General features: G+C 64.8%; 18 protein-coding genes. 1 reads left to right on the forward strand and 17 read right to left on the reverse strand.

The genetic code is table 11. The annotated features are described in order from the left end of the window. Nucleotide 1: 1 nt before the first annotated feature. From E4K64_RS14140 to E4K64_RS14205, 14 genes are all read right to left on the reverse strand, one after another. The gene (locus E4K64_RS14140; RefSeq protein ID WP_135164064.1) at nucleotides 2–1,648 is read right to left on the reverse strand and encodes an FGGY-family carbohydrate kinase; all 1,647 of its coding nucleotides are present in this window, start codon (nucleotides 1,646–1,648) and stop codon (nucleotides 2–4) included. 40 nt (nucleotides 1,649–1,688) lie between these two features. Next, complete coding sequence (locus E4K64_RS14145) at nucleotides 1,689–2,462, reverse strand: SDR family NAD(P)-dependent oxidoreductase (RefSeq protein WP_135164065.1); 774 nt, start codon at nucleotides 2,460–2,462, stop codon at nucleotides 1,689–1,691. Between the two features lie 31 nt (nucleotides 2,463–2,493). Beyond that, nucleotides 2,494–3,501, reverse strand: a complete 1,008-nt coding sequence (locus E4K64_RS14150; RefSeq protein WP_135164066.1) for an ABC transporter ATP-binding protein — start codon at nucleotides 3,499–3,501, stop codon at nucleotides 2,494–2,496. Between the two features lie 15 nt (nucleotides 3,502–3,516). Continuing rightward, nucleotides 3,517–4,347, reverse strand: a complete 831-nt coding sequence (locus E4K64_RS14155; protein WP_135164067.1) for a carbohydrate ABC transporter permease — start codon at nucleotides 4,345–4,347, stop codon at nucleotides 3,517–3,519. A gap of 3 nt (nucleotides 4,348–4,350) precedes the next feature. Next, entirely contained in the window at nucleotides 4,351–5,223 is an 873-nt protein-coding gene (locus E4K64_RS14160; protein ID WP_135164068.1) for a carbohydrate ABC transporter permease, read from the reverse strand. Nucleotides 5,224–5,375: 152 nt separating this feature from the next. Then, nucleotides 5,376–6,689, reverse strand: a complete 1,314-nt coding sequence (locus E4K64_RS14165; RefSeq protein WP_135164069.1) for an ABC transporter substrate-binding protein — start codon at nucleotides 6,687–6,689, stop codon at nucleotides 5,376–5,378. Nucleotides 6,690–6,977: 288 nt separating this feature from the next. Continuing rightward, complete coding sequence (locus E4K64_RS14170) at nucleotides 6,978–7,928, reverse strand: sugar-binding transcriptional regulator (RefSeq protein ID WP_135164070.1); 951 nt, start codon at nucleotides 7,926–7,928, stop codon at nucleotides 6,978–6,980. Nucleotides 7,929–7,935: 7 nt separating this feature from the next. Then, nucleotides 7,936–8,598, reverse strand: coding sequence for an HAD family hydrolase (locus E4K64_RS14175; protein WP_135164071.1), 663 nt, complete (start codon nucleotides 8,596–8,598; stop codon nucleotides 7,936–7,938). A gap of 69 nt (nucleotides 8,599–8,667) precedes the next feature. Next, nucleotides 8,668–10,587, reverse strand: coding sequence for a nitric oxide reductase activation protein NorD (locus E4K64_RS14180; protein ID WP_135164072.1), 1,920 nt, complete (start codon nucleotides 10,585–10,587; stop codon nucleotides 8,668–8,670). Between the two features lie 10 nt (nucleotides 10,588–10,597). Next, nucleotides 10,598–11,410 carry a CbbQ/NirQ/NorQ/GpvN family protein gene (locus tag E4K64_RS14185; RefSeq protein WP_135164073.1) on the reverse strand — a complete coding sequence of 271 codons (813 nt, stop codon included), beginning with the start codon at nucleotides 11,408–11,410 and terminating at the stop codon, nucleotides 10,598–10,600. Between the two features lie 65 nt (nucleotides 11,411–11,475). Then, complete coding sequence (locus E4K64_RS14190) at nucleotides 11,476–12,822, reverse strand: cbb3-type cytochrome c oxidase subunit I (protein WP_135164074.1); 1,347 nt, start codon at nucleotides 12,820–12,822, stop codon at nucleotides 11,476–11,478. A gap of 34 nt (nucleotides 12,823–12,856) precedes the next feature. Further along, nucleotides 12,857–13,309, reverse strand: a complete 453-nt coding sequence (locus E4K64_RS14195; protein WP_135164075.1) for a c-type cytochrome — start codon at nucleotides 13,307–13,309, stop codon at nucleotides 12,857–12,859. A gap of 95 nt (nucleotides 13,310–13,404) precedes the next feature. After that, nucleotides 13,405–13,668 (reverse strand): cytochrome C oxidase subunit IV family protein, encoded by a 264-nt coding sequence (locus tag E4K64_RS14200; RefSeq protein ID WP_135164076.1) that lies wholly within the window; start codon nucleotides 13,666–13,668, stop codon nucleotides 13,405–13,407. Further along, on the reverse strand, nucleotides 13,668–14,243 hold the full coding sequence (locus E4K64_RS14205) for a cytochrome c oxidase subunit 3 family protein (protein ID WP_135164077.1): 576 nt from the start codon (nucleotides 14,241–14,243) through the stop codon (nucleotides 13,668–13,670). The genes E4K64_RS14200 and E4K64_RS14205 overlap by 1 nt, the downstream gene beginning before the upstream one ends. Nucleotides 14,244–14,417: 174 nt before the next feature. Here E4K64_RS14205 and E4K64_RS40300 point away from each other — a divergent pair, with 174 nt between their 5' ends. Then, nucleotides 14,418–14,585, forward strand: a complete 168-nt coding sequence (locus E4K64_RS40300) for a hypothetical protein (protein WP_167767349.1) — start codon at nucleotides 14,418–14,420, stop codon at nucleotides 14,583–14,585. A 135-nt stretch (nucleotides 14,586–14,720) separates the two neighbouring features. Here the strand turns inward: E4K64_RS40300 and mmsB are convergent, their stop codons facing one another. The 3 genes from mmsB to chvE all read right to left on the reverse strand — a co-directional run bounded on the left by mmsB (nucleotide 14,721) and on the right by chvE (nucleotide 18,743). After that, nucleotides 14,721–15,911 (reverse strand): multiple monosaccharide ABC transporter permease, encoded by a 1,191-nt coding sequence (mmsB, locus tag E4K64_RS14210; RefSeq protein WP_135164078.1) that lies wholly within the window; start codon nucleotides 15,909–15,911, stop codon nucleotides 14,721–14,723. Then, entirely contained in the window at nucleotides 15,908–17,485 is a 1,578-nt protein-coding gene (gene mmsA, locus E4K64_RS14215) for a multiple monosaccharide ABC transporter ATP-binding protein (protein WP_135164079.1), read from the reverse strand. The genes mmsB and mmsA overlap by 4 nt, the downstream gene beginning before the upstream one ends. Before the next feature lie 184 nt (nucleotides 17,486–17,669). Further along, complete coding sequence (gene chvE, locus E4K64_RS14220; protein WP_135164080.1) at nucleotides 17,670–18,743, reverse strand: multiple monosaccharide ABC transporter substrate-binding protein; 1,074 nt, start codon at nucleotides 18,741–18,743, stop codon at nucleotides 17,670–17,672. Nucleotides 18,744–18,777 lie beyond the last annotated feature (34 nt).

Consider the following 18,777-nt stretch of genomic DNA (forward strand, 5'->3'; position numbering starts at 1 on the left):
TTCAACCTCTCGCGATGCCGCCCATCGCCGCGCGGCTGCCGCGATCGAGCTCGCGCAACAACTTGTAGACCTCGCGCTTGCGGGTGTGAAACGCCGCCATGTCAGGCGCGGTCGGCTCGCTCTTCCGTCCCAGCGCCGACATCTTGGCCATGGTCTCGCCGATCGACGCATAGGCACCGCCGGCCACCGCACCCAACATCGCGGCACCGAGCAGCACCGGCTCCTTGGTCTGCGGCAGCGCGACGGTGAGCCCCGTCGTGTCGGCCATGATCTGCCGCACCAGCGGGCTGCGGCTGGCGCCGCCGCCCATGATCATCATGCTGGAGCGCACGCCATGTGCGGCAAAGGCCTCGATCACCTCGGCGAGCCCATAGGCGAGCCCGCACAGGCCGGCGACGAACAGCCGCTCCATCGAGGCGATGTCGGTGTCGAGATCGAGGCCCGCGATCACCGCGCGCGTATCAGGATCGGCGTAGGGCGAGCGGTTGCCGATGAATTCAGGCAGGACATGAACGTCGCGCGCGAGCAGCGCGGCGCGGCTGGCATCGCCGGCACGCGCGATGATGCGGCGCTCGAGGAAGTCGATGAGGTCGAGCCCCTCGCTGCGCGCCCGCGCGCTGGCCTCGGCATGGGCCGGATGCGACTTGAGGAGATGGTCGATCGCCGCGCCCGCGGCAGACTGGCCGCCCTCGTTGAGCCAGAAGTCCGGGACCATGCCGGAGTAATAAGGTCCCCACACGCCCGGCACGAAGCACGGCTCCTTCGTCGTCGCCATGATGCAGGCCGACGTCCCCATGATGTAGGCGAGCCGGTCGCAGACATCGCTGGCCCCGCCCGAGCCGTCGCGGCCGCCGATCGCGCCGATGCCGCCGGCATGGGCGTCGATCAGCGAGGCACCGACCGGCGTGCCCGGCGACAGGCCGAGCTCGGCCGCGGCCGTGCGGGTGAGACCGCTGCCGAGCCGCGTGCCGGGGGCGACGATCTCGGTGCCGATGCGGGCGTATGTCTCGTTCACGAAGTCCGACAGGCCGATGCGCTTGAAGAACTGCGCGCTCCAGCCGCCGCCGTCATGGGCCAGATAATTCCACTTGCAGGTGACGGTACAGGTCGAGCGCTGCAGCGAGCCGGTCGCGCGCCAGGTCAAATAATCCGCCAGATCGAAGAAGTGGCCGGCGGCCTCGAAGCTGCCGCGAATGTGCCGCTTCAGCCATAGCAGCTTCGGCATCTCCATCTCCGGCGAGATCGAGCCGCCGACATAGCTCAGCACGGCATCCTCGGTCTCGTTGATCAGCCGCGCCTCGGCAATGGCACGATGATCCATCCAGACGATGACATTGCGCTGCGCCTCGCCGGACGCGCTGACGGTGAGCGGCTCGCCCCGTCTGTCGAGGACAACTAGCGAACACGTGGCGTCAAAGCCGATGCCGCCGATGCTGTCGGGCGCAATGCTCGCTTGCGCCATCGCGGCTCGCACCGACGTCGTGCAGGCTTCCCAGATGTCCTGAGACGACTGCTCGACGATGTCGCCGGCCTCGTGCCAGATTCGGATCGGATGCCGCGCGGTCGCAAGCAGGTTTCCGGCCTGGTCAAACACCCCTGCCCGCGTGCTGGTGGTCCCCACGTCGACGCCGATATACGCTCGCGGCATTGTCGCTCCCGGTCGCTTTCCGTCCGTTTTGACGGTGAGCCTACCAGCAAGTGTAGCCGCCATCCACCAGCACGATGCTGCCGGTCATCAGGCTCGCGGCCTCCGAGGAGAGGAACAGCACGACGGAGGCGATCTCCTCGACCTGCCCCATCCTCGCCATCGGAGTTCCACCGATCCAGGCGTCGTACATCTTGGCATTGCTCTTCACGAAAGCGTTGAGCGGCGTCTCGATGTATGTCGGCGCCACCGCATTGACGCGGATGCCACGCGCGCCCCACTCGGCGGCCAGCGATTTGGTCAGGTGATGCACGGCAGCCTTGGAGGCGTTGTAGAAGCACTGCTCCTGCGGCTTGTTGACGATGAAGCCGGACATCGAGCCGACATTGACGATGGCGCCGCTTTTCGCCTTCAGCATGTGCTTGCCGAATTCGCGGCAGCACCAGAAGGTGCCGTTGAGATTGACGTCGATGACGTTGAGCCAGTGCTCGTCGGTGACGGTCTCGGCCGGGGTTTCGCTGCGGGCGATGCCGGCATTGTTGACGAGAATGTCCACCTTGCCGTGGCGGGCGACGAGGTCGTTCGCGACCTCGGCCACGCGCTTGGTATCGGTCACGTCCATGATCGCGGTTTCGATGTCGAAGCCCTTCGCCTTCAGGCTGGCCTTGGCGCTGTCGGCGACCTTGCCGTCGCGGTCGCCGATGACGACCCTGGCGCCGGCTTCAGCCAGCGCTTCCGCGCAGCCAAGGCCGATGCCCTGGCCGCCGCCGGTGATGAACGCGGTCTTGCCGTTCAGCTTGAATTTTTCTAGGTACATGATGGTGTTTCCGTTGTCTTGACGTTTCTTGTCAGCCTCGAAGCGCGTTGCCGGCCTCGTCGAAGCGGTGGATGCGCGCAGGGTCCGGCACCAGCGAGACGCGGTCGCCGGCGTGCAGGCTCAATTCCCCGATATAGCGCGCCGTCAGCATGCCGAGCGCACCGGCATCGACGTATAGGAACGTGTCGCTGCCGAGATGCTCGGCGACCGCGATCGTGCCCTGCCAGCCGCCGGCGCCGTCGCGTTCGATCTTGAGGTGCTCCGGCCGCACGCCGATGGTGGATGCACCGTGCTGCTTGGCCGGATCCCCGGTCACCAAATTCATCTTGGGCGAACCGATGAAGCCGGCGACGAAGAGATTGTCGGGCCGCTCGTAGAGCTCGAGGGGCGAGCCATATTGCTCGATCTTGCCGCCGTTGAGTACGACGATCTTGTCGGCCATGGTCATGGCCTCGACCTGGTCGTGAGTGACGTAGATCGCGGTGGTGCCGAGCTGCTTCTGGAGCCTGGTCACCTCGATGCGCATCTGCACGCGCAGCGCGGCATCGAGATTGGACAGCGGCTCGTCGAACAGGAACGCCTTGGGCTCGCGCACGATGGCGCGGCCGATCGCGACGCGCTGGCGCTGGCCGCCGGAGAGCTCGCGCGGCTTGCGGTCGAGATAAGGCGTGAGGTTCAGCGTGGCGGCGGCCGCCTCGACCTTGCGGTTGATCTCGTCCTTGGCAAGGCCGGCCATTTTCAGGCCGAAGCCGATATTGCCGCGCACGCTCATATGCGGATAGAGCGCGTAGGACTGAAACACCATCGACAGTCCGCGCTTGGCGGGCGGAGTGTCGACGACGTTCTTGCCGTCGATCAGGATCTTGCCGCCAGAGACGTCTTCGAGCCCGGCAATCAGACGCAGCAAGGTCGTCTTGCCGCAGCCGGACGGGCCGACGAAGACCACGAACGAGCCGTCGGCGATGTCCAAATCGGCGCCCTTGATGATGTGCACGGGGCCGAAGGATTTCTGCACGCCTTGAAGTGTGATCTGACCCATGATCCGGCAGCCCCTCTACTTCACCGCGCCGAAGGTGAGCCCGCGCACGAGCTGCTTCTGGCTGAACCAACCGAGGACGAGAATGGGCGCGATCGCCATCGTCGAGGCCGCCGACAGCTTTGCCCAGAACAGCCCTTCCGGGCTCGAATAGGAGGCGATGAACGTGGTCAGCGGCGCCGCGTTCGAGGTCGACAGATTGAGCGTCCAGAACGCCTCGTTCCAGGCGAGGATCAGGTTCAACAGCATCGTGGACGCCAGCCCCGGGATCGCCATCGGCGTCAGCACGTAGACCAGCTCGCGGCCGATCGTGGCGCCGTCCATGCGCGCGGCTTCGAGAATGTCCCGCGGGATCTCCTTGAAATAGGTGAAGAGCATCCAGATCACGATCGGCAGATTGCCGAGGCACAGGATGAAGACGAGGCCGATGCGGGAATCCAGCAGACCGAAGGACTTGTAGATCAGGTAGATCGGCACCAAGACGCCGACCGGCGGCATCATCTTGGTTGAGAGCATCCAGAGCAGGATGTCCTTGGTGCGCTTCGTCGGCGAGAACGCCATCGACCAGGCCGCGGGAATGGCTATCAAGAGAGCGATGAGCGTCGAGCCGCCGGCGATGATGATCGAGTTCATCGCGTGGTGAAAATAGTCGCTGCGCTCCTGCACGGTGGCATAGTTTTCCGTGGTCCAGTGGAAGAACAGGAAGGACGGCGGTATCGCAAACGCCTCGAGCTCGGTCTTGAAGCTCGTCAGCATCATCCACAGGATCGGGAAGAAGATCAGGAAGCCGAAGAACCACGCTCCGATCGTCGAGGCCACCACCCGCCGTGTCGTCGCGATCCGCGCCATGCTTCAAGCCTCCAGATTGCGGCCGACGATGCGGACGAGGAAGAAGGCGACGACGTTGGCGATCGCCACCGCGACGAGGCCGCCCGCCGAGGCGCTGCCGACGTCGAACTGGATCAGCGCCTGCGAATAGATCAGGAAGGCGATGTTGGTGGTTTGCAGGCCCGGCCCTCCCCCGGTGGTGACGAAGATCTCGGCAAACACCGTCAGCAGGAAGATCGTCTCGATCAGGATCACCACCGTGATGGGGCGCGCCAGATGCGGCAGCGTGATGTAAATGAAGGTCGATACCGCGCTGGCGCCGTCCATCTCGGCGGCCTCCTTCTGCTCTTCGTCGAGCGATTGCAGCGCGGTGAGCAGGATCAGCGTCGCGAACGGCAGCCATTGCCAGGTCACGATCAGGATCACGGCGAAGAGCGGCACGTCGTTGAACCAGTCGATCGGCGTCAGGCCGAACAACGAGGCGAGCCAGGCAAACAGGCCGGACACCGGATGCATCAACAGATTCTTCCAGACCAGCGCGCTGACCGTCGGCATCACGAAGAACGGCGCGATCACCATCAGCCGCACGAAATTGCGCCCGATCACCGGCTGGTCCATCAACAGCGCGAGCGGAATGCCGAGCAGGATCGTCAGCGCGAGCACGGAGCCGACCAGCACCAGCGTGTTCTGAAGCGAGGCCAGGAACGCGGGATCGGTGAGGAAGTAGCGGAAATTCTCCAGGCCCACGAACGACTCGGAGCCGGGATCGAGCAGGCTGTAATGCAGGGTCGAGAAGTATATCGTCAGCGCGAGCGGAACGATCATCCAGATGAAGAGCAGCCCGACCGCAGGCGTCAGGAGCGAGCGCGCAAGAAGCTGCGTCTGCCGGGTTGCCATCCCTGACTTCTCCTTCAGAGCGTTTTCGAGCGAAGTGGAGGCCGGTTCGCGGAGGGAAAACGCGTCAAAATGAAACCTCGGAAAGAAGGCGGCCATCCATCGGGGGATCGGCGGATGGCCGCAAGTCTGAGCTCAGGAGGTCGAGCTCGGGTTCACTTGATGTAGCCGGCGCGCTTCATCTCGCGCTCGGTTGCCGATTGCGCCGCCGTCAGCGCGGCTTCGACCGTCATCGAGCCGGCAAGCGCGGCCGAGAATTGCTGGCCGACCTGGGTGCCGATGCCCTGGAATTCGGGAATCGCGGCGTATTGCACCCCGACGTAAGGCACCGGCTTCACCGTCGGCTTGTTCGGATCGGCCGCGTCGATCGAGGCCAGCGTCAGCTTGGCGAACGGGGCGACCTTCAGATAGTCGGGGTTCTGGTAGAGCGAGGTGCGCGTGCCCGGCGGCACGTTGGCCCAGCCATCCTTCGAGGCGACGAGCTTGGTGTAGTCCTTGCTGGTTGCCCAGGCGATGAACTTCTCGGCCGCTTCAGTCTTCTTGGAGCCGGCGGGGATCGCGAGATTCCAGGCCCACAGCCAGTTGGCGTTCTTGCCGAGGCCGGTGTTGGGCGCCAGCGCGAAACCGACCTTGTCGGCGACCTTGGAGTCCTTCGGGTTGGTGACGAAGGATGCCGCGACCGTGGCGTCGATCCACATCGCGCACTTGCCGGCGTTGAACAGCGCCAGATTCTCGTTGAAGCCGTTGGAGCTCGCGCCGGGCGGGCCGGCTTCCTTCATGAGATTGACGTACGTCGTCAGCGTCGCCTTCCATTCCGGCGTGTTGAACTGCGGCTGCCACTTCTCGTCGAACCAGCGCGCACCGTAGGAATTGGCCATGGCCGAGAGGAACGCCATGTTCTCGCCCCAGCCGGCCTTGCCGCGGAGGCAAATGCCGTAGGTGCCCGCACTCTTGTCGGTGAGCTTCCTGGCGGCGTCGACCACGAAATCCCAGGTCGGCTTTTCCGGCATCTTCAGGCCGGCCTTCTCGAACAGATCGGTGCGATACATCACCATCGAGCTTTCGCCGTAGAACGGCGCGGCGTAGAGCTTGCCGTCGACGGAGACCGCGTCCTTGATCTTGGGCAGGAGGTCGGCGACGTCGTAATCGCTCCCGAGATTGGCGAGCGGCACCAGCCAGCCCTTCTTGGCCCAGATCGGCACCTCATAGGTGCCGATGGTGAGCACGTCGAATTGACCGCCCTTGGTGGCGATGTCGGTGGTGACGCGCTGGCGCAGCACGTTCTCCTCCAGCGTCACCCACTTCACCGTGATGTCGGGATTGTTCTTGGTGAACTCACTCGTCAGCCCCTGCATGCGGATCATGTCGCCGTTGTTGACGGTGGCGATCGTCAGGGTCGTTTCGGCCATCGCGGGAACGGCCAGCAAAAGTGCAGATGCGCCGCAGACGGCGCCCAGGATGTGTTTCACGGTGACCTCCCCTCAATCGCGTTTGAGCATATACCCACGCGTTGAGCGTATGTTCAACTCAAGGAAGGAGCCTTGTCAAGCAGGCGCACGGGCGTTTGCGCAACTTATGAGTGCTGCGGTGCGGGAGGGGTGGCAGGTGGATGACTCACCCACGCTATCGTGCTCCGCGAAAGCGGGGCACCCAGTCCTCCGTGTCGTCAGTTGGTTTGCCCCAAGCGGGGCCGCGGCGTACTGGATCATCCGCTTTCGCGGATGATGACAGCGGAGCAAGTGGCGAGACCGCCCGCCCTACCGCTCCAGAATCGCCCTTGCGGTGGTCTCGTCGGTGATCAGGCCGTTAACCAGCCCCCCGTTCAACGCCGCGGCGATCGCGGTCACCTTCGCCGCCCCCACCGCGGCACCGATCGTCGTGGCCTTCGCCGGCACTTCCGGCGGAATGCTGGTGAGGCGCTTGTTGGTGCCGGCCTTGAGCAGACGTCCCCTGGAATCATAGGCCCAGCCGGTGATCTCGCCGATGGCGCCCAGCCGCATCATCTCGAACAATTCGTCGCGGGTGACGAAGCCGTCGATGTGGACCTGCGCCTTCTGGTCCATCTGGCCGATGCCGACGAGGCGCAAATCCGCCTTGGCCGCGACCGCCTTTACCTTGGCGATCGGTTCGATGCGAACCATCTTGTTGCGCTCGTCCTCGGACGACATCAGGAACGGCAACGGCATCGGATAGTGCCGCGCCCCCGTGCGGTCGGCGAGCCGGCCGACGGTGTCGTAAAAGCTCGCCGAACCGTCGGCGGAGATGTTGCCGACCAGCGAGACGATCTGGTGATTGGGCCGGTCGATCGGCGTGACGCGCTCGACCGCGGCGCGCACGGCACGGCCGGTGCCGAGCGCCACGATCACGGGCGTCTCCGAACGCAGCGTCGCGTCCAGCAGATTGGCGCAGCGCTCCGCGATGCCTGCGGTGGCCTGGGGAGCAGCAGGATCGGCCGGCACCACCTCGCAATGGACGAGGTCGAACCGCTGCTTCAGGCGCGCCGCAAGCTCCATGCAGGCGGCGATGGGATGTTCGAGCCGGAAGGTGATGAGGCGCTCGGCAAGGCACAGCGAGACCAGCCGCTGCGCCGAGGCCCGCGAGACCTGGAGCATTTTTGCGATCTCGTCCTGGGTGTGACCGGCGATGAAATAGAGCCAGCCGGCGCGCGCGGCATCGTCGAGTCGCGACTTGTCGTTGTCGGCGGCCATGCGGGCCTCACGCCTCCCAGAAATCGCTCATGCGGGCGAAGACCCGGTCGGCCCCCGCGCCGGACAATATAGCCTGCCCGTCACGGCCGCGGTAATGGCTGCCGCCGACAAATCCCCAGACCGTCGTGCCGGCCGCCTTGCCCGCCGCAACTCCGCTGACGCTGTCCTCGATCACCAGCGTGCGCGCAGGCTGCACCCCCATCTTCTCCGCCGCGAGCAGAAAGAGGTCCGGCGCCGGCTTGCCATGCCGGACCATTTGCGCGGTGTAGATCCGCTCGCCGAAATGCGCCCGCAGGCCGGTCACGTCGAGAGCGAGCGCGACGCGATCGAAATCGCTGGACGAGGCCACGCAAAACGGCACGGACAAGTCGGATATCACGCCGGCAATGTCGGGGATCGGCTGAAGACAAGCTGCGAACGTCGACAGCACTTGCGACTTCAGGCGCGGCAGAAAACTCTCCGGCACGATCCGGCCGAGACCACGATAATGCTGCTCGATCGCCTTGGTGCTGCGGCCGAGAAAGAGCTCGAGCGCCTGCTGCTGGCTGAGCGCGATGTCGAACTCGGCCAGCACCTCGGACAGGCACCGGCAGCTCAGCAGCTCGCTGTCGACGAGCACGCCGTCGCAATCGAAGATGATCAGTTCAGGTCTCGGCCGGCCCTGCTCCATCCGGCCATTCGATCATATACCCAGCAAGTGAGCAATAGCTCGACTACAGCGAGGGCCGGCGGTTCCTTGTCAATGCGCGACCTGCCGGTAGATCGCCGGCAGCGCCGTGGGCAGCCGCTTGATGTTGCCGACGATGGCGTAGCCGCCGCGGCCGAACAGGGTCGGGAAGTAGGATTGCGCGGTCGCGTCCACCGTGACGCCAAAGGCGGCGATGCCGAGCCGGCGCGCCTCTTGCACCGACTTGCGGGTGTCCTCGACCGCGAAGCGACCTTCGTAATGATCGACGTCGTTCGGCTTGCCGTCGGTAAGGACGATCAGCAGCTTCTTGCGCTGCGGCTGGCGGGCGAGCTCGGCCGCGGCGTGGCGCACCGCCGTGCCGATCCGCGTGTAATAGCCTGGCTTCAACGCGCCGATCCGGCGCTCCACCGTCGCGCTCATCGGCTCGCCGAAGGCCTTGACCGTCTCGAGCCGCACCCAGGAGCGCCGGCGCGAGGTGAAGGTCAGGATGCTGTGGTGATCGCCGCAGGCCGAAAGCCCGTTGGCAAGCACCAGCAGCGCCTCCTTCTCGACGTCGAGCACGCGGTAGCCGTCGACCCAGGCATCCGTGGAGAGCGAGACGTCGACGAGCAGCGTGACGGCGAGATCGTGCCCTTGCGGGCGCATGGCGACATGGATGCGATCGAGACCGCTGCCGCCGCTGCCGGCGCGCAGGTCGCACCGCGCCCGCACCAGCGCGTCGAGATCGAGGTCGTGTCCGTCGGCCTGGGCGCGCATCAATTCGCGGCGCGGCCGCAGCACCTCGAAGCGGCGGCGCACCTGGCGGATGTGCCGGCGCATGGCGTCGTCAGGCGTCCAGCTCTCACCTTGCTCGGAGGCCGCGCCTGCGAGCACGCGGCAATGATCCGGCAGGTAGGAGCCGCTGCGATAGTCCCATTCGGGATAGGCGAGGTCCGCATTCAGCTTCGAGGCATCGAGGGCCTCCGGCGGCAGGTCGAGATCGAACTTGAACCGGCTCGCCGGCTCGCCGGAGCGGCGGCTGAGCGTGATCTCCTCGAGATCGCCGGCAGCTTTCTGCGCATCCTCGTCCTCGCTGTCGTCGGCGGGACGGTCGACATTGACCATCTCGGCCATCGCCAGGATCTTCTCGAAGCGGTTGAGCACGAAAGGATCGCGGCGGTCGGCGTTGTCCTCGCGCTCGCGGACGGCAAAGCGTTTGCGATCGTTCTCGGCCGCAGCTTCCGCGCCCGATGCGCATTCGTCCTCGCCGGCATGCGCGGGCGAGAGCTCGCGCGTCCAGCAATCCCCCCAGAGCGGGCACGGCAGGATCGAACGATAGCCCGGCGGCGCCTTGTCCGCCAGCGGGCCGGTGCCCATCATCGCCGGCCATAGCTTGCCGGAAGGCGCCTTGCCGGCTCCGAGCAGGGCCAGCACGATCTGCTCGACCTCCTGCTCGATGCGCGGGAGGGGACGACGAGGCCGGGCCGCGGCAGTTGCTGCGGCGAGCCTCGCGTAATCGCCAGCAAGCCCGGGAAATTGCGTGAGCACAAAGACCGCCGTCTCGCTGGCCCGGCGCAACAGCAGCAGATCCCGCCGCAGCGGATCGACTTCCGTGATCGTGTCGATCGGCGCGGCTGCAAACCACGCCGCAAGCCAGCGATAGAGCGCCGCGTTCAAGGCGCGGTCGGGAAAGATCGAGATGCGATCGGGAAGGAAGATGGTCGCGGCGTCGCGGCCCGGCTGCTCGAGCCGCTCGTCTCCGAGGCCGATGCGTTGCCGCCAGCCGAGACGGTGCCCCGATTTTCGCGCGCCCGCGCTTGCAATCTGCACCCCCGTCTCACCGCCGAGCGCCCGGAACATCACCGCCAGCCGCCCTCTCACCTCGGTCAGTGAGACGGCGTGATCATCGTGAGCCGGATAGCTCGCGATGCCGCCGACCATCCTGTGCCAGGCGCGGCCGACCGTCTCCTCCAGTTCGAGGAAGTCGAGCATCGGTGCGGCCTCACCCGATGACGGCGCGTGCGACGTCCAGCAGCGCCGCCTTGACGTCGGCGTCGTCGGTCAGCGGCTCGATCATGCCGGCCAGCACGGCATCGCCGATCGAGGTGCCCGCGGCGATCAGGGTCGCGCAATAGACCACGAGCCGGGTCGAGACGCCCTCCTCCAGATCGTGTCCCCTAAGCGCACGCAGCCGACCAGCCAGCCCCACCAGCGGCCGCACGCGCTCCGGCGACAGCCCGCTTTCGGCGGACACGACACCGATCTCCTGCTCCGGCGGCAGGAAATCGAATTCGATGGCGACGAAGCGCTGACGCGTCGAGGGCTTCAGCGCCTTCAGCAGCGTCTGGTAGCCGGGATTGTAGGAGACGACGAGCATGAAGCTGCGCGGCGCCACCAGCTCCTCGCCGGTACGTTCCAGCGGCAGGATGCGGCGATCGTCGGTCAGAGGATGCAGCACGACGGTGACGTCCTTGCGGGCCTCCACGACCTCGTCGAGATAGCAGATGCCGCCTTCGCGCACGGCGCGCGTCAGCGGACCATCGGTCCACACGGTGTCGCCGCCCCTGAGCAAATGCCGGCCGGTGAGATCGGCGGCGGTCAGATCGTCATGACAGGCGACGGTGTGAAGCGGCAGCCCCAGCCGCGCCGCCATGTGCGCGACGAAGCGGGTCTTGCCGCAGCCGGTCGGCCCCTTGAGCAGCACAGGGAGTTGATGGCGCCAGGCGTGTTCGAACAGCGCGCATTCGTTGCCACTCGCGACATAGGCCGGCAACTCGGGTCCAGGTGCCGCCACGGCGAGAAGTGCTGCGTTCATGATCTTCCTCCGGAATTCGCAAAGAGAGGGCGGCGGCCGCGGCGAACCGCGGCCGGCCTTTGGGTTTACTCAGCCGGCTGCAGCGCGGCGGGAATGACCGCCTGCCTCTCGCGGCTCGGCACCAGCACGGCCCAGACGAACATCAGTGCGGAGATCGCAACGAACACACCGGAGCCGAGACGGACCCAGTAGAACATCGCGAGCTGATCCTGCACGTCCATGTAGCCCTGGCCGAGCACGCGCTGGAGATGGACCTGGACCACGCCGGCGAAGGTCAGCGCGAAGGTCATCACCATCATGGCCGTGCACATGATCCAGAAGCTCGTCATGGACAGCCACTGGTGATAGGGCGCCCGTCCCTTCAGCTGCGGGATCGCATAGGCCATCACCGACAGGTTCAGCATCACATAGGCGCCGAAGAAGGCGAGATGGCCGTGCGCGGCGGTGACCTGCGTGCCGTGGGTGTAGTAGTTCACTGAGGACAGCGTGTGCAGGAAGCCCCACACGCCGGCGCCGAGGAACGCCATCACCGAGCAGCCGACCGACCACAACAGCGCGGCGCGGTTCGGATGCTTGCGGCCGGCCTTCCAGGTCATCTGCACCGTGAAGATCACCATGGTGAAGAACGGCGCAACCTCCAGCGTGGAGAACAGCGAACCGATCCACTGCCAGTAGCCGGGCGCGCCGATCCAATAGAAGTGGTGGCCGGTGCCGAGGATGCCCGAGAACAGGGCAAGGCCGATGATCACGTAGAGCCACTTCTCGACGACCTCACGATCGATGCCGTTGAGCTTGATCATGAGATAAGCGAGCACGGAGGCCATGATCAGCTCCCAGACGCCTTCGACCCAGAGATGGACGACGTACCACCAGTACATCTTGTCGACGGCAAGGTTCGCCGGGTTGTAGAAGGCGAACAGGAAGAAGATCGCGACGCCCCACAGGCCAAACAGCAGGATGTTGGTGATCGTGGTCTTGCGGCCCTTCAGCGCCGTCATCGTGACGTTGAACAGGAACATCAGGCAGACGACGACGATGCCGACCTTGATGATGAAGGGCTGTTCGAGGAACTCACGGCCCTCGTGATAGTGGAAGAGATAGCCGACCACGGCGACGCCGGCGGCACCGAAGAACATCCAGAACTGGATCTTCGCCAGCAGCGGGCTATAGAGCTCGGTCTCGGTCTCTTCCGGGAGCAGGAAGTAGGTCGCGCCCATGAAGCCGATCAACGACCATACGATCAGCGCGTTGGTGTGGATCATCCTGACGATATTGAACGGCAGGAGCGTCGACAGCGTGTTGGGCAGGACGTAGATGGTTCCTGCGAGAAGGCCGAACAGGACCTGGGCCAGGAACAGGGTCAGCGCGCCGTAGAAATACAGCATCGCGACTTTCTGGGTTTGATATTTCATCTCGGGTTCTCTCTGTCTTGAAAGAGGAAGGCGCTCAGCCGGCCTTGTTCGGCGGCCATTCCTGCCGCTTGATCTTGCTGGTCCATTGCAGGAAGTCGGCGAGATCATCGAGCTCCTGGTTGGTGAGGTTGAACTGCGGCATCTGCCGCCGGCCTGGCGCACCGGACGGCTGCGACTGCATCCAGGCTTTCAGCGTCTCGCGCGCTGCGGCCGGGTCCTCGTTGCCGCCCCAGCGATCCCAGACGTTGCCGACCTCAGGCGCGAAATAGGCACCCTCGCCGAGCAGCGTGTGGCAGTTGATGCAGGAGTTCTTCTCCCAGACATGCTTGCCCCGGGCGACCGACGACGTCAGCATCGTTGCGTCCGTGGACGTCGTGACCATGTAGTAGTGGCTGTGTGCCGTCAGCCCTATGAAAATGGCGAAGAAAAAGGCCGAGCCGCCGTAGAAGACATTTCGAGCGGCCGTCTTGGTCAGGCGTTCAGCCATTGCCAATCCTTTCCGGTTGATTCCAGTCGAGGTGCGATGCTGCGATTTATTGCCGCTCCGACCGGCCGGTTCTTTGTCAGGGCGCAATGAGCGTGTCAGATCAGGGCGACCACCGCCGACGCGGACCAGGCAAACAGCAGGACGATGACGAGCCAGGCGCTCACGAGGCCGCGCCAGAGCGCGGGCGCGGCGCGAAGATCGAGGAAATCGAGCACGATCCGGCGGCCCTTGAGCGCGGCGAAGGCCAGCAGCAGGGCGTTGCCGAGCAGCGGTCGCGTGACAATTGATGGAACCAGAACGGTTGCGAGCGCGAGGCCGATCAGCACAAGCCAGGTGATGTCGAGACGATCCGGAATCATCAGCGCACGAGATATAGAATCGGAAATATGACGATCCAAAGCAGATCGACCATGTGCCAGAACGCGGTTCCGGTCTCGACGCTTGCCGGCCGGGCACCCCGGGAAACGACGGCCAGGATCACGATGCCGAGGCCGACATGCAGGAGGTGGAAGCCGGTGAGGAGGAAGTACAGTGTGAAGAACGGGCTGGTCTCCAGGCCGTTTCCTGACGCGATCTCGCCGGCATATTCGAGCAGCTTGATCGCGATGAAGAGCGCGCCGAGCGCCATGGCGCCGAACAGCCAGCCGCGCGCACATCCCCTTGCGCTCGCCCGTGCTGCAGCCGTCGCCCGTGCGGCAGTCCAGCCACTGGTCACGAGCACGATGGTGTTGAGTCCCGCCAGGTGCGCATCAAGCGTGGCCTGACCGGCCGCGAAGACCGCCGGGTGAAGCGCACGAGCGATGACGAAGGCACCGAGGAACAGGCCGAAAGCGGCGAGTTCGCTGAAGATGAGCACCCACATCATGGGATCGCCGGGAAGATCTTCCAGGATTCCCCAGCCGGTGCCTTGTTGTTCGAAGTCCGTAGCCGACATCTGCCTTCCGCATCAAGTCGTCGGAGAGATATCCCGCCTGCGCGATTCCGACTTTGTCGGCGGACAAATAGTGCAACCGGCCAGAGGCGCGTTTGCGCTGCCGCAACGTTCCGCCCTCCCTGCCGTCATAGGGTGGATGTCATCCGGCGGTTCCGCAAAACGGCGAGCGATAAGATGAGCGATGCACAAATCGGGCTGATGACCGCGACCCCCATCATCATCGTGTTCGCCCTCGCGCTCCGGCGAATGGGGGTCTTGTCGACCGTGGCAACGGTGTCGGCGGTGAGCCTTTCCGTCGCGATCGCGGCGGTGCTGTTCACGACGCAATCACCGCTGCCGTAATACCGTAGGGTGAGCAAAGCGAAGCGTGCCCACCATTTTTCTCTCGATCGGAGACAGGTGGTGGGCACGGCGCGATGCGCCTTTGCCCACCCTACGACAGCGCCGTTGCGGCTACCTACGACAACGCCGTTGCGGCTACCGCCGCTGGTTATACACGTCGATACACACCGCCCCGAGCAACACCAGACCCTTGATAACCTGCTGATAGTCGATGCCGATGCCGAGGATGGACATGCCGTTGTTCATCACGCCCATGATCATGGCGCCGACCACGGCGCCGCCGACCCGACCCACGCCGCCATAAGCTGAAGCGCCGCCGATGAAGCAGGCGGCGATGACGTCGAGCTCGAAGCCGAGCCCGGCCTTCGGGGTCGCGGTGTTGAGGCGCGCGGCGAAGACAAGGCCCGCGAGTGCGGCGAGCACGCCCATGTTGACGAAGGTGAAGAAGGTCAGCCGCTCGGTCTTGATGCCCGACAGCTTCGCCGCCTTCGCATTGCCGCCGACTGCATAGACCTGCCGACCGATCACGGTGCGACGGGTGACGAAGCCGTAGAGCGCGATCAACGCGGTCATGATGACCAGCACGTTCGGCAGGCCGCGATGCGAAGCGATCAGATAGGTGAAATAGAGCACGGCGCAGGCGAGCAGGACGCTCTTCCCCAGGAAGAACGCATAGGGCTCGACCTCGATGCCATGCAACTGCTCGCGCGACCGTCCCTTGGCGCTGGCATAGACGAGGCCGAGCGCGAGCACGGCGCCGACCAGCATGGAGGTCGGATGCAGCGTGCCGGCCTCGGGCAGAAGCTCCGGAATGAAGCCGGAAGACAGCTTCTGGAAGGTTGCCGGGAACGGGCCGAGTGACTGGCCCTGCAGCACCGCGAGCGCGAGCCCCTTGAACACCAGCATGCCCGCCAGCGTGACGATGAAGGACGGAATGCCGAAATAGGCCACCCAGTAGCCCTGCGCCGCACCGATCGCCGCCCCCAGCAGCAGGCAGGCGATGAAGGCGAGCGTGTAGTCGACCTTGTAGGTCACCATCAGCACAGCGGCGACCGCGCCGACAAAGCCCGCGACCGAGCCGACCGAGAGGTCGATATGGCCGGTGACGATCACCAGAAGCATGCCCAGCGCCATGATGACGATGTAGCTGTTCTGAAGCACCAGATTGGTCAGGTTGAGCGGCTGCAGCAGCGTGCCGCCGGTCATCACCTGGAAAAACAGCATGATCGCGATCAACGACATCAGCATGCCGTAGTTGCGCAGATTGTTCTTGATGAAGCTGCCGTGCCGGCGCTCCTCGGGCAGCGATACCGTCTTGTCGGTCATGGCTGCATTCCTCCCATTTCCGCGGCCGCGGGTGCGGCGTTCCCAATGTTTCGTTCGTTGCGCATGATGGCGCGCATGATCTTCTCTTGCGTCGCGTCCGCGCCCTTGAACTCGCCAACGAAGGCGCCCTCATTCATGACGCAGATGCGGTCGCAGATGCCGAGCAGCTCGGGCATTTCCGAGGATATCACCACGACGCCGCGGCCGGCTTCCGCCAGCTCGTTGATGATACAGTAAATCTCGTATTTGGCACCGACGTCGATGCCCCGCGTGGGCTCGTCCAGGATCAGGACTTTTGGGTCGGTCATCAGCCATTTCGACAGCACCACCTTCTGCTGGTTGCCGCCGGAGAGCTGGCCGGTCTCCTGGTAGACGTCGGAGCAGCGGATGCGCATGCGGGTGCGATAGTCGCTGGCGACCTTCAGCTCGGCGATGTCGTCGATCACCCGGCCGGGCGCGACCTGGTCGAGGCTGGCGAGCGTGATGTTCTTGCGGACGTCGTCGGCCAGGATCAGGCCGAGCTGCTTGCGGTCCTCGGTGACATAGGCAAGGCCGGCGTCGATCGCCGCCGCGACGCTCGGCAGCACGATCTCCCGCCCCTCCAGCCGGATGGCGCCGCTGATATTGGTTCCCCAGGAGCGGCCGAACAGGCTCATGGCAAATTCGGTGCGTCCGGCGCCCATCAATCCGGCAATGCCGACGACCTCGCCGCGCCTGACGCCGAAATTGACGTTCTTGATCACCTGCCGCTCGGGATGGATCGGGTGATAGACCGACCAGTTGGCAACGTCGAGCACGGGCTCGCCGATCTTGGCGCTACGCTCCGGGAAACGGTGAGCCATATCGCGATTGACCATGCTGCGGATGATGCGGTCTTCCTGGATCGGCTCGGCATGGCAATCGATGCTGTCGACGGTACGGCCGTCGCGCAGCACGGTGATGTGGTCGGCAACCTTGGCGACCTCGTTGAGCTTGTGCGAGATCAGAATCGAGCCGATGCCCTGCTCGCGGAAGGTCATCAGGCGTTCAAGCAGCGCGGCGCTGTCGGCCTCGTTCAGGCTGGCGGTCGGCTCGTCCAGGATCAGCATCCGCACCCGCTTGGACAGCGCCTTCGCGATTTCGACCAGTTGCTGCTTGCCGACGCCGAGATCGGTGATCAGCGTATCCGGAGATTCCTTCAGGCCGACCTGCGCCAGCAACTCCTGCGTGCGCCGGTACACCTCGTCGCGGTCGATCACGCCGAGCTTCGAGGGCGGATGCGACAGGAAGATGTTTTCCGCGATCGACATCAGCGGGATCAGCGCCAGCTCCTGGTGGATAATGATGATGCCGAGCGCCTCGGAATCGTTGATGTCGCGGAAGCGCCGCTCCTCGCCTTCGAAGACGATGGTGCCCTCGTAGCTGCCGTGCGGATAGACCCCGCTCAGCACCTTCATCAGCGTCGACTTGCCGGCGCCGTTCTCACCGACGAGCGCGTGGATCTGCCCGGCGTGAACCGAGAAGTTGACGTCGCGCAGCGCCTGCACACCGGCAAAGCTCTTGCTGACGTTACGCATCTCCAGCATGGCGGTCATGTGATCATACTCCTGAACGTCTCCGCGTCGTCATGGCCGGGCTTGTCCCGGCCATCCACGTGCAGCCGCCTGCGACGAAGGCGTGGATGCCCGGGACAAGCCCGGGCATGACGAGTGTGGACGTGCTTTTCGTCCCTCATCGAGAGTCCCCCTCTCCCCGCACGCGGGGAGAGGGAAAAGAAAGTTACTGGAACTGCGCCTTCTTGTAGTAGCCGCTGTCGACCAGGACCTTCTCCCAATTGTCCTTGTAGACCACGACCGGCTTGAGCAGGTAGGACGGCACGGTCTTGACGCCGTTCTCGTAGGTCTTGGTGTCGTTGACCGTGACCTGCTTGCCGGCGAGCGCGGCGTCGACCATGTCGGCGGTCACCTTGGCGAGGTCGCGGGTGTCCTTGAAGATGGTCGAATATTGATCGCCGCGCAGCATCGCCTTGATCGAGGGCACCTCAGCGTCCTGCCCCGAAATGATCGGCATCGGCTGACCGGCGCTGCCATAGCCGACGCCCTTCAGTGACGAAATGATGCCGATCGAGATGCCGTCATAGGGCGACAGCACGGCATTGAGCTTCTTGTTGCCGTAGTAGGCGCTGAGCAGATTGTCCATCCGGGCCTGGGCGGTGGCGCCATCCCAACGCAGGGTCGCGACCTTGTCCATGCCCATCTGGCCCGAGGCGACGACGAGCTTGCCGCTGTCGATGTAGGGCTTCAGCACGCTCATCGCGCCGTTGTAGAAGAAGTAGGCATTGTTGTCGTCCGGCGAGCCGCCGAACAGCTCGATGTTGAACGGGCCCTTGCCTTCCTTCAGCCCAAGCCCCTGCTCGATCGATTGCGCCTGCAAGACGCCGACCTGGAAATTGTCGAAGGTCGCGTAATAGTCGACGTTCGGCGTGCCGCGGATCAGGCGGTCATAGGCGATCACGGTGATGCCTTTTGCTTTCGCCTGCTTGAGCACGTCGGACAGCGTCGTGCCGTCGATCGCGGCGATCACCAGCGCCTTCGCGCCCTTGGTCACCATGTTCTCGACTTGCGACAGCTGGTTCGGAATGTCGTCCTCGGCGTATTGCAGGTCGGTGTTGTAGCCGCGCTCCTTCAGCACCTTGACCATGTTGTTGCCGTCGTCGATCCAACGCGCCGACGACTTTGTCGGCATGGCGATGCCGACGGTCGCCTTGTCCTGGGCGGAAGCGGGAAGGCTTGTGGCCATCGTCGCAGCGCCCGCCAGCGCCAGTGCGAGGAATGCGGTCTTCAGTTTCAGCATGTTTCACTCCCTTGGGTGTCAGATTGTTTGGTCG

It is taken from the genome of Bradyrhizobium frederickii (assembly GCF_004570865.1).
GTDB classification, from domain to species: Bacteria; Pseudomonadota; Alphaproteobacteria; order Rhizobiales; family Xanthobacteraceae; genus Bradyrhizobium; species Bradyrhizobium frederickii.